The following is a 14614-nucleotide window of genomic DNA, read 5'->3' as shown; positions in this document are numbered from 1 at the left end:
GGGTGGGCGACCGACCACCTCCGGCTGGTCAATTCATAAGGTGTCGAAGAAGCTCGTCGTCGGAATTGACGTTATCCTTGACGCGCACCGTATAATTTTCGCCAGAGCGGCCGAATTCGCAGATGTAAAGGTCTTTGCTGTTGGCGCTGACTTCGACCCGGACGTCGCCGGCATCCATGAAGGGGATGACGTCGCCGACCGCGAGCTTGGAAATGGTGTCGAGCGTCAGCGACTGCAGCCGGATGCGCGCCTCCAATGTCACCTGCGAGCGGCGCACCTGCTCGCTGAGCTGATCGGACCATGTCTGGGAGGCGGCCGTCGGGTTCTTGGCGCGGGGGGCGCTGACGACGGTGCGCAGCAGATCGCGTTGCGGCACGATGATGACGATATGGGAAGTCGATTTGCCGAGCGAGATTGCCATGGTGATCGCTGCCGCAAAATCATTGCCCTCGTCGCCGACGGCCTTCAGGCGATCCTCGATGTTGTAGGGCGGGTCGAGATAGGGTTCGAAGCCTCCGGGCGCGCTGACCGCCGAGCGCAGCACATTGGCGATCTTGTCGAACACCATGACGGAAAGGTCGAGCTCGATCGCGGAAAGCGGCCGGGCGACCGCGGCTTCCATGTCTTCCGGGCGGGCGCCCAGCATATGTTCCGTCAGCGTCATGATGAAGCCGGCGCCGCAGCCGAGGATGAATTTCTGCGCCCAGTTGCGCAGCGAGCCGTTGACGAGGGCATGGTTGCCGCCCAGTCCGGCGATCAGGTCGCTCATCGGGCCGGACTGACAGCCGCCATAGGCGATGTTGATATCCAGGCCGGTCTCGTTCTTGATGATGTCGGGCAGGAATTCGGCATAGACCTGAGTGAAGGCGGCGCCAAGCTTGGCAAGCGCTGCCTGATCGCCGAGATTGCCGGTAAGTCTGGCAAAGAGGGTGCGGTCCATCGTCTGTGTCTTATACGCGGGTTGCTGGCTCATGATCGTCAAGCTGCCTTGCTTTCACCGCCGGGGTTCATCATCTCCTGCTCAACGGCGTCGATCGAGGGACGCTCGTAGGACGAGATGGTCTTGCGGCCATATTCGAGCGCGACCTGCGGCACCGATCCGTTCATGTAGGCGAGCAGCGTCTGCTTCACGATCACGTAGAGGCGATGCTGCTTGTTGCGCACCACCTTGATCTGCGAGACCAGCGGCGCGCAGACCGAATAGGACAGGATGATACCGAGGAAGGTGCCGACCAGCGCCGAGCCGATGAGATGGCCGAGCACTTCGGGCGATTCGTTGATGTGGCTCATCGCCTTGATGACGCCGAGAACGGCCGCGACGATACCGATCGCCGGGAAGGAATCACCCATGATCGTGATCGAGTGATAGGGCTTCATCTTGTCGTGCATCATGGTTTCGAGTTCTTCGTCCATCAGCGCCTCGATCTCGTGCGAGCGGGCGTTGCCGATGATGATGAGGCGGACATAGTCGCAGATGAAGGCGGTGAGGTCCTTGTTCTTCAGGACCGTCGGCGCGGCCTTGAAGATCGTCGATTCATCGGGATTGTCGATATGGGCCTCGATCTCGTTGCGCGACTTGGTGCGCAGGTCGCGCATCAGGGAATAGAGCACGCCGAGCGTGTCGAGATAATCGCGTTCCTTGGGAACCGCATGCCGGAAGGCTTCTCCGAGCGCTCTGCCCGAATCCTTCACCACTTTCATCGGATTGGCCATGATGAAGCCGCCGAGACCGGCGCCTGCGATAATGACAAATTCGAAGGGCTGGAACAGCGCCCCTACGTCTCCGCCCATGGCCATGAAGCTGCCTATGATGCAGCCGCAGGTTACTACAAATCCGATAATAATATTCATCGTCGGTCCACACCTGAACGTTGCTTCATATGATGAACTAGGGGAGCTGCCTTGCGTGAGGCTGTTCGATGTGTCCGCGGAAGCGCTTTTTGCCTTGTCAGCTTCGCACAAGCCAAGCCCTGCAGGATGATGGGTAAGGGCATCCATGCCCCGCTAACGAAATGTAGGAGCGCCGGTAGCGTTTCCTTTCCCGTTATTCTCCAATGTCCGGAGGGCGTTGAAAATGCAGTCTGGTATTTATGTCGCGCTATCGTCCCAGATGGCGCTCGAGCGGCGGCTGACCACCATCGCCGATAATTTGGCCAATGTGAACACCACGGGCTTCCGCGGTACCGAGGTCAAGTTCAATCAGGTTCTCAGCAATACCGAAAACAAGCTCAACGCCAAGGTCGCCTTCGTATCCCAAGGCAACGACTATCTCTCGACCGACAACGGCGAATTGCAAAATACCGGCAATCTTTTCGATTTCGCCGTCAAGGGTGACGCCTATTTCGGTCTCAACACGCCGGCGGGGCTGGTTGTCACGCGTGACGGCCGCTTCACCATGAGCGAGAGCGGTGCGCTGGTTTCCACGCGCGGCTTTCCCGTGCTCGATCCCGGCGGCGCGCCGATACAGCTTGACCCGACCGGCGGCGCACCGAGCGTCTCGTCGGACGGAACCATCTCGCAAAACGGCAAGCGCATGGGCCAGATCGGTCTCTACAGTTCAGACGTCACCAAGGGTTTCCTGCGCTACGAGAACAGCGGCATTCTGCCGACCGATACCCCGCAGCCGGTTGTTGATCGCTCCAACGTGGGCATCGCCCAGGGCTACCTCGAAAATTCCAATGTCAACGGCATGCGGGAAATGACCAACCTGATCGAGGTCAGCCGCGCCTTCGACAATATCAGCACGCTCACCAGCAGCAGTGAGGGCACCCTCACCGACGCGATCAAGACCCTCGGCGGCAGCCAGTAAAGAGACGGATGATGGTCGAGGATCGGTTGCCGGAGGGCGTGATGTCGCCGAAGCTTTCGCATATGGCCGTTCTGGCGGGCCAATATGCGATGGCGGAGAATGCCGTGGCCCATGGCGGCCATGTGCGCACCATCGCCGCCGGGCACTACACCGTCGCGGGCCTCTCCAGGCAGGTACGTCTCGGCGATTTCGTCGCGCATCGTTCCCAGACCGGCATTCATCTCGGCGAGGTCGTCCGCGTCGAGCCGGAGCTCACCTATGTCTGCCCGATCGAGCCGGGCGAACCGATCGGTATCCAGGACACCATCATCCGCAAGGGAGCCTTCCGCATCGCGCCCGACGAGAGCTGGTGCGGCCGCACGATCAATTCGCTGGGCGAGCCGATCGACGGGCTCGGGCCGCTGACGGTGGGCCTGGAATCGCGCTCGATCTCCAACACCGCTCCGCCATCCATGACGCGCAAGCGCGTCGAAACCGGGTTCAAGACCGGCGTGCGCGCCATCGATATCTTCTCGCCGCTGTGCCTCGGCCAGCGCCTCGGCATCTTTGCCGGCTCCGGCGTCGGCAAATCGACGCTGCTGTCGATGCTGGCAAGAGCCGATGCCTTCGACAAGGTGGTTATCGCGCTCGTCGGCGAGCGCGGCCGCGAAGTGCGCGAATTCATCGAGGATACGCTGGGTTCGCACATGCAGAAATCGGTGGCGGTCGTCGCGACGAGCGATGAAAGCCCGATGCTGCGCAAGATGGCGCCGCTTTCGGCCGTCACCATCGCCGAGCATTTCCGCGACCAGGGCGACAATGTGCTGCTGATCGTCGACAGCGTCACCCGCTTCGCCCATGCCATCCGCGAGGTGGCGACCGCATCCGGCGAGCCGCCGATCGCGCGCGGATATCCCGCGTCGGTGTTCACCGAGCTGCCGCGCCTTCTCGAGCGCGCCGGCCCGGGACCGGAGGGTACCGGCACGATCACCGCCATCATCTCGATCCTCGTCGATGGCGACAATCACAACGATCCGATCGCCGATTCCACCCGCGGCATTCTTGATGGCCATATCGTTCTCCAGCGCAGCCTTGCCGAGGAAGGCCGCTACCCGCCGATCGATCCGTTGGCGTCCGTATCGCGTCTCGCCCGCAAGGCCTGGTCATCCGATCAGGAAAAACTGGTTTCGCGGCTGAAGGCGCTTGTGCACCGCTACGAGGAAACGCGCGATCTGCGCCTGATCGGCGGCTATCGCCAGGGCAGCGATGCCGATCTCGATATCGCGGTGCGCCAGGTGCCGATCATCTACGACATCCTGAAGCAGACCCCGGGCGAAGAGCCGTCGGCGGATGCCTTCACCGATCTTGCCACCGCTCTCAGGAACGCCTCGAGCGGCGTCCCGGTCAGGGGCAAGTGATGATCGCCAGGAAGCTTAGCTCGATTTTTCCTTGTCCGCATGCAGCAGGGTATCGCCGAATTTCGTGCCGAAAGAGGGGCCAGAAGTGAGAGAATCCGACGCAGATGAGCCGGTCGCCCCGCCGAAGCAGGCGAGAAGGCGAACCGTTGCGGATAGGGCGCTGGCCTTCACGGGGCTGGTGCTTGCCGGCGCCTCGGCCTTCTTTCCCTGGTATGTCTTTCTCAATCCGGACAAGTTCGGCATCCACGTGGCCGAAGGCGACCGCACGCGCGATCTGCCGAATTGGCCAGGCCGCGAGATCGTCAGCGTGTCGCCGCTTGCCATGGTCAACAGGAATCCCGGCGAGCCGAAGGATATCATTCCCGATCCGCTGACGACCGCGACGGTCAGCAACGCCGGCCGCGAGGATGACCAGGGGGAACCGGCCGACCAGCAGCCTTTTCCTGGCAAGTCCCCGTTCCATCTGCTGCATATCGCAAATGGCCGCGCGCTCATCGAGGACGACACCGGCATGTATGTCGTGCGGGTCGGCTCGGTTCTGCCCGACAGCAGCCGGCTGGCTTCGATCGAACAACGGGACGGAAAGTGGGTCATCGTCACGTCGGCGGGCGATGTCTACGGCAATAATTGAAAAACCCGCAAACGCCGGGATTTCAAGTATTTCAAAGACTTCTCAGGAACGTATTTCCCGCAAGTCCCACGCAAGATTATCCCGCTAGGTTCCTAGTGTAAGAACGGAGAGAAGGCCATGCAACCCATACAGCTCTTTGACCTGGCCTCGCGGCAAGCCGAGTGGCTCCAGGTGCGCCAGGAGGTTGTTGCCGGCAATATCGCCAATGCCAATACACCGAAATATCGCGCGAAGGATGTGACGCCGTTCCAGGCCGTTCTGGATAATCAGAACGTCAACATGGTCCGCACCAATCCCGCGCATCTTTCGGGCAATGAATTCAGCACGAGCGGCAACGTCAACGTCGAGGAAGCGTCGCTCAATCAGGAAATTGGCGTCCAGGAATCGGGTAACACCGTCGGCCTGGAAGACGAGCTCGCCAAGGCCGGGGACATCAAGCGCCAGTACAGCTTGAACACCGCGCTCATAGGCTCCTTTCATCGCATGATGTTGATGGCCGTAAAACAATAGATGAAGTGAAGATGCCATGGACCCCTTATCAGCCGCATTGAAAATTGCAGGCTCCGGCCTGGAGGCTCAATCGACTCGTCTGCGAATCGTCTCTGAAAATATCGCCAACGCCCGCTCGACGGGCGATACGCCCGGCGCCGATCCCTACCGGCGCAAGACGGTGACCTTCGGCGCGGAAATGGATCGCGCCAACGGCCTTACCACGGTCGGTGTCAAGAAGCTCGGTGAAGACACAGGCAAGTTCGTCGAAGAATACGACCCCGACAACCCGGCGGCGAACCAGAAGGGCTACGTCAAGATGCCTAACGTCAATGTCCTCGTCGAGATGGCCGATATGCGGGAAGCCAATCGCTCCTACGAGGCCAATCTGCAGACGGTCCGGCAGGCCCGTGATCTCATCTCCTCCACTATTGATCTGCTGAAGAACCAATGATCGACACGATTAAGAATGTAGCCTCCCTCTCGGCGACCCGCGGCCTCGGCAGCATCGCCACGGATCTGACCTCTGCCGCCTCCAGCGCGATGAATGCCTCACCGGCCGTCGCCATGGGAGCGGACGCCGGAATGAGTTTCGCGTCGGTCATGTCGAACGTCGCGAAGGATTCCGTCAATTCGCTGAAGGAAGCGGAAAACGCCTCCTTTGCCGGTATCAAGGGCACGATGAGCACCCGCGAGGTGGTCGACAAGGTCATGCAGGCCGACCAGACCCTGCAGACCGCGATCGCCTTGCGTGACAAGGTCGTCTCAGCGTTTCTCGATATCACGAAGATGCAGATATAGAGCGGATCTCTCCGTTCTAATTACCTGATTTGGCGAGAGTCTTTCGAAAGCCCTTCCACGGCTTCGAAGGTTCCGCCCTAGATCCAAGGACGAAAGCATGAGAGCGCTCGCAATCGCCGCGACGGGCATGGATGCCCAGCAGACCAATCTCGAAGTAATCGCGAACAACATCGCGAACATCAATACGACGGGTTACAAGCGCTCGCGCGCCGAGTTCTCCGACCTTCTCTACCAGACGGAGCGTGCCAAGGGCATTGCCAACAGGCCGAACCAGGCGGTGGTACCGGAGGGCGCCAATATCGGCCTCGGCGTACAGACCGTGGCTGTCCGCAACATCCAGGTCCAGGGCGAACTGTCGCAGACGCAGAACGATCTCGACGTCGCGCTCGTCGGCCGCGGCTGGTTCCAGATCCAGATGCCGGACCGCACGACCGCCTACACCCGCGCCGGCTCCTTCAACAAGAGCGACACAGGCCAGATCGTCACACCGGATGGCAACGTGCTCGAGCCGGGCATCACCGTCCCGAACAATGCCAGCAGCCTCACCATCAGCCAGTCCGGCCAGGTGTCCGCGATCATCGGCACTGCGACGACGCCGACCGTGCTCGGCCAGTTGCAGATCGCGAATTTCGTCAACGAAGCCGGCCTGCAGCCGATGGGAAGCAACCTCTTCATTCAGACGCCGGCTTCCGGCGATCCGGTCGTTTCTGATCCGAACGAGAACGGCTTCGCCTACATGAAGCAGCACTACCTGGAATCGTCGAACGTCGATCCGGTCAAGGAAATCACCGATCTGATCACGGCGCAGCGCGCCTATGAGATGAATTCCAAGGTCATCACGACGGCCGACGAAATGGCGCAGATCGTCAGCAAGAACCTGAAGTAGCAAGAGGGACGGGCCGAACATGAGGTTTCGCCGGATGAAAAGCTTAGCAATGGCATGGTTCGCCGCGGCGAGCCTTTCCGTCGTGGTTGTTTCGGCTATGCCCGCCTGGGCTGTGAGCGCCGATGGTTCCGCGCTCGGTACCGCCGTGGTGCCGACCGAGACGATCTATCCGGGCGATATCATCGGCAGCGGTCAGCTTGAGGAGGTTGAGGTCACCAATCCCAATCTGAGCGGCGACTATGCCAAGCGGCTTCGCGACGTCACGGGGTTGGTATCGAAGCGGACGCTTCTTCCCGGCCGTACGATTTCCATTTCCGCCCTGCGCCAGCCCTATGCGGTGATGCGCGGTTCGAATGTTCGCCTGGTGATGAGCATGGGCAGCATGATGATCACGGCGGCAGGTACGCCGCTGGATGATGGCGCCGTCGGCGACAATGTGCGCGCCCGCAACATGGATTCGGGCATCATCGTCAACGGCACTGTTCTTGAAAACGGTACGATCCGAGTGGTCGCGAAATGAAACGGCTTCGTCAATTTCTCGCAGTCCTGTTCGCGTTGCCGAGCCTGATCGTCGCCGATCCGGCCGCGGCGATGCAATCGCGCATCAAGGATATCGCGTCGCTGCAATCCGGCCGCGACAACCAGCTTATCGGCTACGGCCTGATCGTCGGCCTCCAGGGGACCGGCGACGGCCTGCGTTCCTCGCCGTTTACCGAGCAATCCATGCGCGCGATGCTGCAGAACCTCGGCATCTCGACCCAGGGCGGTCAATCCGCCGCGAAGAATACGGCCGCCGTCATGGTGACCGCGAACCTGCCACCCTTTGCAAGCCCCGGCAGCCGTATCGATGTGACGGTGAGCTCGCTCGGCGATGCCTCGTCGCTGCGCGGCGGCACGCTGATCATGACTTCGCTGAGCGGTGCGGACGGGCAGATCTATGCCGTGGCGCAGGGCTCCGTCATCGTCTCCGGCTTCCAGGCGCAGGGCGCCGCCGCAACGGTGACCGAGGGCGTTACGACGGCCGGCCGCGTGCCCGGCGGCGCGATCATCGAGCGCGAGCTGCCGTCACGCTTCAAGGATTCGGTCAACCTGGTTCTGCAGCTGCGCAATCCGGACTTCTCCACCTCGATCCGCATCGCCGACACGGTCAATACCTGGGCGACCTCGCGTTTCGGCGCACCGATCGCTGAGGCCAAGGACTCGCAGGAAGTGACGGTCGCCAAGCCGAAGATGGCGGATCTGACACGGCTGATGGCCGACATCGAAAACCTCAACGTCCAGACCGATACGCCGGCCAAGGTCGTCATCAACGAGCGCACCGGAACGATCGTCATCGGCGCCGACGTCCGCGTCTCCCCCGTCGCCGTCAGCTACGGAACGCTGACCGTGCAGGTGAGCGAGAACCCGCAGGTGATCCAGCCCGAACCCTTCTCGGATGGCGAGACCGCCATCCAGGACCAGACCGACATCACCGCCACCAAGAGCGGTGGCCGCGTTGCGGTGCTGGAAGGGCCTGATCTGAAGACGCTGGTCTCCGGCCTCAACAATATCGGCGTCAAGCCGGACGGCATCATCGCCATCCTGCAAGGCATCAAGTCGGCTGGCGCCCTGCAAGCGGAGCTCGTGCTGCAATGATCTTGACCGCCATCGCCAGAAAAATGCTGATTGCCTGCAGTCTCGCAACGGTCGCCATGCTGTTACCGCTCGACATGGCGGCGGCGCAGGAGGCGCCGAAGCCGGTTGCCGCCGATCCGGCCTCCAGCCAGGACGAGATCCGGCAGTTCTGCACCAATATTGCCGATCCGGCCCGCGATCAGCGCTACCTGCTGCAGAAGCAGGAGCTGGAAAAGCTCCAGGCCGATGTCGATCAGCGCATCGCCATCATGGACAAGCGCAAGGCCGAATACGAGGACTGGCTGAAACGCCGCGACGACTTCCTCAAGACAGCCGATCTCGGCCTCGTCGATATCTACAAGAACATGAAGCCGGATGCGGCGGCGGCGAGCCTCAACGACGTCAGAACCACGATTGCTGCTGCGATCATCATGAAGCTTTCGTCGCGTCAATCGAGCCTGATCCTTGCGGAAATGGATGCGAAGAAGGCGGCCGTCATCACCAATATCATCGCCAGCGCATCCGACCCGAATACATCGAAGTCGAAGGACCCCTCATGAACACGCGTCTTACGGCCGCCTGCGCAATCGTCGTCTTTCTCGCCGGTTGCCAGTCGCAGGCCCTCAGGGAAATCGGCAGGGCGCCTGCCATGAGTCCGATCGGCAGCGGCCTGCAATATGCGCAGACGCCGCAGATGCTGCAATATCCAAAGCGGCCGCACCAGGTTGCGCAGGGCTATTCGCTCTGGAACGATTCGCAGGCGGCGCTCTTCAAGGACTCGCGCGCGCTCAATGTCGGCGACATCCTGACCGTCACGATCCAGATCAACGACAAGGCGAACTGGGACAACGAGACCAACCGCAATCGCACGAACAAGAGCGACATGAACTGGGATATTTCGGCCAAGATCTTCGGCTGGAGACCCGCCACCAACGCCGACGCCACCTCAGGCTCCGACACCAGCACCGACAGCAAGGGCAAGATGCAGCGCTCCGAGCAGATCAACCTTCTGGTCGCTGCCGTCGTCACAGGCATTCTCGAAAACGGCAACCTGATGATCAGCGGCTCGCAGGAAGTCCGCATGAACCAGGAAATCCGCATCCTCAATGTCGCCGGCATCGTGCGGCCGCAGGACGTCACCGCGGATAATACGATTTCCTACGACAAGATCGCCGAGGCGCGCATCTCCTATGGCGGACGCGGTCGTCTGACGGAAATACAGCAGCCGCCGCGGGGCCAGCAGGCCGTGGACCTGCTGTCGCCGCTCTGACGGCTGACGGTATCGGCTAGTAGACAACGGACGGACGGAGAACATGGCAGCAGCGACAGACGAACCGGCAAAGGGCAAGGGATCGCCGCTGATCATGACGATCGTCGGACTGCTGGTGCTGACCGTTCTTGGCGGCGGCGGCGGCTGGGTGCTGGGAACCGTCGTCGCGCCGAGGATCAAGGCGGCGACCGCTGCCGTGCAGATGACGATCCAGGCCGCCGGCGACAGCAAGCAAGCGGCCGCCGCGGCACAGGCGAACGGCATCATAGCGCTCGATCCGATCACCACCAATCTTGCCTATCCCTCGCAGAGCTGGGTAAGGCTGGAACTCGCCCTGGTCTTCAAGGGACCTACGGATGCTCAGCTCGCCCAGGCGATCCATCAGGATATTCTTGCTTATATCCGCACGGTTTCCCTGCAGCAGATCGAGGGTGCGCGGGGCCTGCAATATCTTCGGGATGACATTCAGGAGCGTGTTGACCTACGCTCTGAAGGACGAGTATCGAAAGTTATGTTCAGAACTTTCGTGATCGAATGATTCGATTAATACTTGCCCTGTCTATATTAGTGATTTCTGTATTGTCGCCTGAACTGGCGATGGCGCAGCAATTGTCGCAACAGCTTCCCACCGATCTTCTGAACGCTCCGGTCAACGGCTCGGTCGCCGCCTGGATCATCCGCACGTTCGGGCTCCTGACGATCCTGTCGATCGCGCCGGGCATCCTGATCATGGTGACGAGCTTTCCGCGCTTCATCATTGCGTTTTCGATCCTGCGCACCGGCATGGGCCTTTCGTCGACGCCGTCGAACATGATCCTGCTGAGCCTCGCCCTGTTCATGACCTTCTATGTCATGTCGCCGACATTCGATCAGGCTTGGAAGGATGGCGTGCAGCCGCTGCTTGCCAATCAGATTTCGGAAGCCGATGCCGTGCAGCGCATCGCCGAGCCGTTCCGCACCTTCATGTCGAACAATACGCGCGACAAGGATCTGAAGCTTTTCGTCGATCTGGCGCAGGAGCGCGGTCAGACGACCGTGGTCGACAACAAGATCGATTATCGTGTCCTGATTCCGGCCTTCATGATCTCGGAGATTCGCCGCGGCTTCGAAATCGGTTTCCTTGTCGTACTGCCGTTTCTGGTCATCGACCTGATCGTGTCGACCATCGTGATGGCCATGGGCATGATGATGCTGCCGCCGACCTCGATTTCGCTGCCGTTCAAGATTCTCTTCTTCGTGCTGATCGACGGCTGGAACCTGCTGGTCGGCAGCCTGGTCCGCTCTTTCCACTGACAGAGCCAGTTTGAAACGATTGCCGGAAGTATCCTCCCGGCAATCGCGACAGCTTACTCGGCCGCGATCGCCGCCGAGTTCTGGTCTTCTTCCATAAAGGCTTCCGTGCGCACCGGCAGCGCCGGCACATCCATGTGATCGGGTGCGAGGCCCTGCTTGGCGCGGGCCGCCATCATCTCGAATGCGGTTTCCAGATGGTGCGTGAAGCGTTCCGCGTCGAAGAGCGGCTTGATGTGGCGATTGGCGGCAAGGGTTTGCTTGAACTGCGCAATGCGCTCCGGCTGGCCGGCAAGTTCTACCGCCATGTCCTCATAGGCCTTGATGTCATCGGCAACCAGTTCCGGCAGGCCGATGGTGTTCAACAGGCTCTCGCTGACGCGCGAGGCGAAATTGGTGCCCTTCACGGTGAGAACAGGCAGACCGCCCCAGAGCTGCTCGGACGTAGTCGTGTGGCCGTTGACCGGGAAGGTGTCGAGGCCGAGATCGGCCAGCTGCTGGCGATCGATGTGATCCTCGTAGCGAATGCGGGTGGTGAAGACGACGCGCTTGCGGTTGATGCCATGCGCTTCCAGACGTGCCCAGAGATTGGCTTCTGCACGGGCGCCGTTACAGAGCAGCCAAAGCACGCTGTTCTTGCTGCGCTTGAGGATATTGCACCACACGTCGACCATCTGCGGGGTGATCTTGCGGTTGCCGTTGAAGGAGGCGAAGACGAAGGCGTCTTCGGGCAGCCCGTGCTGCGCGCGCGTCGTCGGCCGTGGCTTCGGGCGGTTGAGCGGATCGTTCGGCTGGTAGCATTCGGGCAGGCGGCAGAACTTCTCGTGGAAATGCGGCTTCGAATGATCTGGAAGCACATAATGATCGCCGATGATATAGTCGAGGTCGATATTGACGACAGAGCCCGGAAAACCAAGCCAGGAAACCTGGATCGGAGCCGCCATATGGTTGAGGATGAGCGCGCGACTTCCTTTGGTGTGTCCCTTGAGATCGACGAGAATGTCGATATTCCGGGCGCGGATCGCCTCTGCTGCGCCCTGGTCGGACAGACCGCGAACATCGACCATCGTTCCCCACTTCTGATGGTCGAACGCTTGTTCCTTTTGGGAAGCGAGATCGGAATGGTCGAAGAGGGTGATCTCGAACCGATCCCTGTCGTGCAGCTCCAAGGTCCGCTGCATCAGTTTCATCGTCGCGTGGCCAGGCCAGAAATCCGATGAGAGATAGCCGACGCGGATCTTGTTGCTCCACGCGTGCGGCAACTTGCGACGAGCCTCGGCATGGCCGGCGGACAGGGGTTTCGTGTCGTGGACAGCGTGCTTGTTAATTGCTTCATCGCCACACCAATGCAGGTGGAAGAAGGGGTTGTCCGGGATCACGTAGTCGAGATTGCCCTTCGCCAGTGCCGCTGTGATCGGCGCCATGTGCCTGTCGACAGCCGCGAGATCGGATATTTCTCGCGCGAAGATCAGATGGAGTATGCGAGAGATAATGCTCTCGGGATGTTTCTTGAACAGCGTCGCAACCAGGTGTCGGTTGCTTTCGTCATAGAGATCGTCGGTGAGGAGTTTCGCCGCCATGAGCCGATGCCTGAGCTCCGGTCCCTCGACCAGTACCGTCTTGAAGCCGGTGAGGAGTTCTTTCTGCTGTCGGCTCAGGAAAATGCGAACGAGGATGAAGGCAAGATCCGGATCCTTGAACGCCATTGGAAGGATCAGGTTGCCAACCGCGAGCGCCTGATCATCATTGCCGCAATCGCCGTGCAGCAGGAGGGCTTCGCGCAGAAATTCGTCTCGCTGGGGCTTTTGCCGGCCGGCCAGCTCATAGGCGCTTGCCGCATCCGATCTGAAGCCGAGTTTGAGCAGCGTCTTTGCCAGCAATGCGTAGGTCTTTGGCGACCCGTCGCTATTCAGCAGCTCGTTCAACGTTTCGAGTGCGCGCGTATATTGCCCCTTTTGATAGAAGCCGGACGCTGTCACAAAGGCATTTTTCGTATTCACGAGCGAGAACTCCAAGCGGAATGTTGAACTGGCTCTCGACAAAGGCCGAGCACCGGCATCATGGATTCGCCTGATCATCTCTAACGTAGCTTGCCTGAAACCGAAGCATTGGTCGAAAGTGCCTTTACGCATTGTTAGCCAAGTTCAGGACAGGCGGTTCCCGGTGGTCCCAAGTTTAAGAAATTGGCAAGCAATGGGTGCGACCTTCCTCGCAACATGACGGGTTTGGTCCTCCAGGAAAATTGGATCGAGGGGCATGAAGCTGCTCCGTCATCGCCGGTATTTCCAGTCCGGTATGTCCTCCTTTCGTATCCAGTTTCCAGGGGACACACTCAATGACGAGCATCATCACCAACAATTCCGCAATGGCCGCTCTCCAGACGCTGCGCGGCATCAGCTCCAGCCTGCAGGACACGCAGAGCGCCGTTTCTTCCGGCCTGCGCATCTCCAAGGCTTCCGACAACGCTGCTTATTGGTCGATCGCCACCAGCATGAAGTCCGACAATGGCGCTATCGGCGCTGTATCCGACGCTCTCGGCCTCGGCGCCGCCAAGGTTGACACCGCATCGACGGCCGTCAGCAGCGCCATCGACATCGTGGGTCAGATCAAGAACAAGCTTGCCACCGCCATGGAAGGTTCGGTCGACAAGAAGTCTGTTCAGGAAGAAATCGGCCAGCTGCAGCAGCAGCTGCAGAGCGTTGCCCAGTCGGCTTCGTTCAACGGCGAAAACTGGGTCATGGCTCAGAGCGGCGACTCCGCTTCGGTTGTCTCGTCCTTCATCCGCGGCACCAACGGCACCGTTTCGGTCAGCACGACCTCTTACGCCTTCGACACCAGCGCGACCGGCAACGTTCTGTTCGGCTCGAGCGGCGGCACGATCGACACGACTTCGGGCATCCTGGGTACGTCGGATGGTTCGGTTGGCGCTTCGGTCTTCAGCCTTGACATCTCCAGCATGACGAGCGGTCAGATCTCCAGCGCCCTGAACATGGTTCAGACCGCTCTGAACTCCATGACCAGCCTCGGCTCGAAGCTGGGCTCCGTTTCCAGCCGTATCGATCTGCAGACGAGTTTCGCTTCCTCGCTCTCCGACTCGATCCAGTCGGGCGTTGGCAAGCTGGTTGACGCCAACATGGAACAGGAATCGAGCAAGCTGTCCGCTCTGCAGACGCAGCAGCAGCTGGCTATCCAGTCCCTGTCGATCGCCAACTCTTCGAACCAGTCGATCCTGTCGCTCTTCCGTTAATCGGATAGACGGCCCATTCCTAAACAAGAAGTTAACCGCGCCCGTCTAAGGCGCGGTTTTTTTTATGTTTTCTGGGTAAGGGCGGTTCAGATTTTCTTAACTTTATTGCTGTTTCTTAGGGTCATCGAAACGGCGAGTTAACCTTAACGGATTTGGTTAACAGGCATGATGCTGAATGCC

General features: G+C 60.4%; 17 protein-coding genes. 14 read left to right on the top strand and 3 right to left on the bottom strand.

Going from position 1 to position 14614, the window contains the following annotated elements; all coding sequences use genetic code 11:
- Positions 1-28: 28 nt before the first annotated feature.
- Together HGP16_RS16180 and motA are read right to left on the bottom strand one after the other, a co-directional pair.
- Positions 29-973 (bottom strand): FliM/FliN family flagellar motor switch protein, encoded by a 945-nt coding sequence (locus HGP16_RS16180; protein ID WP_168841032.1) that lies wholly within the window; start codon positions 971-973, stop codon positions 29-31.
- Positions 974-978: 5 nt separating this feature from the next.
- Positions 979-1851 carry a flagellar motor stator protein MotA gene (motA, locus tag HGP16_RS16175; protein WP_168841031.1) on the bottom strand — a complete coding sequence of 291 codons (873 nt, stop codon included), beginning with the start codon at positions 1849-1851 and terminating at the stop codon, positions 979-981.
- A gap of 223 nt (positions 1852-2074) precedes the next feature.
- Here motA and flgF point away from each other — a divergent pair, with 223 nt between their 5' ends.
- The 13 genes from flgF (at position 2075) to fliP (ending at position 11190) form a co-directional block, all read left to right on the top strand.
- Positions 2075-2809 carry a flagellar basal-body rod protein FlgF gene (gene flgF, locus HGP16_RS16170; RefSeq protein WP_168841030.1) on the top strand — a complete coding sequence of 245 codons (735 nt, stop codon included), beginning with the start codon at positions 2075-2077 and terminating at the stop codon, positions 2807-2809.
- An 11-nt stretch (positions 2810-2820) separates the two neighbouring features.
- Positions 2821-4206, top strand: coding sequence for a flagellar protein export ATPase FliI (gene fliI / locus HGP16_RS16165; protein ID WP_168841114.1), 1386 nt, complete (start codon positions 2821-2823; stop codon positions 4204-4206).
- 85 nt (positions 4207-4291) lie between these two features.
- A complete protein-coding gene (locus HGP16_RS16160) occupies positions 4292-4837 on the top strand; it encodes a flagellar protein (RefSeq protein WP_168841029.1) in 546 nt (181 codons plus the stop codon).
- Positions 4838-4954: 117 nt separating this feature from the next.
- Positions 4955-5347, top strand: coding sequence for a flagellar basal body rod protein FlgB (gene flgB / locus HGP16_RS16155; RefSeq protein ID WP_168841028.1), 393 nt, complete (start codon positions 4955-4957; stop codon positions 5345-5347).
- 16 nt (positions 5348-5363) lie between these two features.
- Complete coding sequence (gene flgC, locus HGP16_RS16150; protein ID WP_168841027.1) at positions 5364-5780, top strand: flagellar basal body rod protein FlgC; 417 nt, start codon at positions 5364-5366, stop codon at positions 5778-5780.
- Positions 5777-6127, top strand: coding sequence for a flagellar hook-basal body complex protein FliE (locus HGP16_RS16145; protein WP_120662980.1), 351 nt, complete (start codon positions 5777-5779; stop codon positions 6125-6127). Before flgC ends, HGP16_RS16145 begins: the two co-directional genes overlap by 4 nt.
- Positions 6128-6224: 97 nt before the next feature.
- Entirely contained in the window at positions 6225-7013 is a 789-nt protein-coding gene (gene flgG / locus HGP16_RS16140; RefSeq protein WP_168841026.1) for a flagellar basal-body rod protein FlgG, read from the top strand.
- Positions 7014-7047: 34 nt separating this feature from the next.
- On the top strand, positions 7048-7533 hold the full coding sequence (gene flgA / locus HGP16_RS16135; protein ID WP_409526844.1) for a flagellar basal body P-ring formation chaperone FlgA: 486 nt from the start codon (positions 7048-7050) through the stop codon (positions 7531-7533).
- Positions 7530-8648 carry a flagellar basal body P-ring protein FlgI gene (locus tag HGP16_RS16130; protein WP_168841024.1) on the top strand — a complete coding sequence of 373 codons (1119 nt, stop codon included), beginning with the start codon at positions 7530-7532 and terminating at the stop codon, positions 8646-8648. The genes flgA and HGP16_RS16130 overlap by 4 nt, the downstream gene beginning before the upstream one ends.
- Positions 8645-9187: a MotE family protein gene (locus HGP16_RS16125; RefSeq protein ID WP_168841023.1), complete on the top strand. Its 543-nt coding sequence runs from the start codon at positions 8645-8647 to the stop codon at positions 9185-9187. The genes HGP16_RS16130 and HGP16_RS16125 overlap by 4 nt, the downstream gene beginning before the upstream one ends.
- On the top strand, positions 9184-9897 hold the full coding sequence (gene flgH / locus HGP16_RS16120; protein ID WP_168841022.1) for a flagellar basal body L-ring protein FlgH: 714 nt from the start codon (positions 9184-9186) through the stop codon (positions 9895-9897). The genes HGP16_RS16125 and flgH overlap by 4 nt, the downstream gene beginning before the upstream one ends.
- A 43-nt stretch (positions 9898-9940) precedes the next feature.
- Positions 9941-10435 carry a flagellar basal body-associated FliL family protein gene (locus tag HGP16_RS16115; RefSeq protein WP_168841021.1) on the top strand — a complete coding sequence of 165 codons (495 nt, stop codon included), beginning with the start codon at positions 9941-9943 and terminating at the stop codon, positions 10433-10435.
- On the top strand, positions 10432-11190 hold the full coding sequence (gene fliP / locus HGP16_RS16110; RefSeq protein WP_112343820.1) for a flagellar type III secretion system pore protein FliP: 759 nt from the start codon (positions 10432-10434) through the stop codon (positions 11188-11190). Before HGP16_RS16115 ends, fliP begins: the two co-directional genes overlap by 4 nt.
- Before the next feature lie 53 nt (positions 11191-11243).
- On the opposite strand, the gene HGP16_RS16105 is transcribed toward fliP, so the two are convergent.
- Positions 11244-13187, bottom strand: coding sequence for a glycosyl transferase (locus HGP16_RS16105; protein WP_168841020.1), 1944 nt, complete (start codon positions 13185-13187; stop codon positions 11244-11246).
- 335 nt (positions 13188-13522) lie between these two features.
- Here HGP16_RS16105 and HGP16_RS16100 point away from each other — a divergent pair, with 335 nt between their 5' ends.
- Complete coding sequence (locus HGP16_RS16100; protein ID WP_168841019.1) at positions 13523-14434, top strand: flagellin; 912 nt, start codon at positions 13523-13525, stop codon at positions 14432-14434.
- The last annotated feature ends 180 nt before the right edge of the window (positions 14435-14614 follow it).

It is taken from the genome of Rhizobium sp. P40RR-XXII, assembly GCF_012641405.1.
Taxonomy (GTDB): domain Bacteria; phylum Pseudomonadota; class Alphaproteobacteria; order Rhizobiales; family Rhizobiaceae; genus Rhizobium.
Note: the sequence above shows the minus strand (reverse complement) of the source record. Positions and strands in the feature narration are given on the sequence as shown.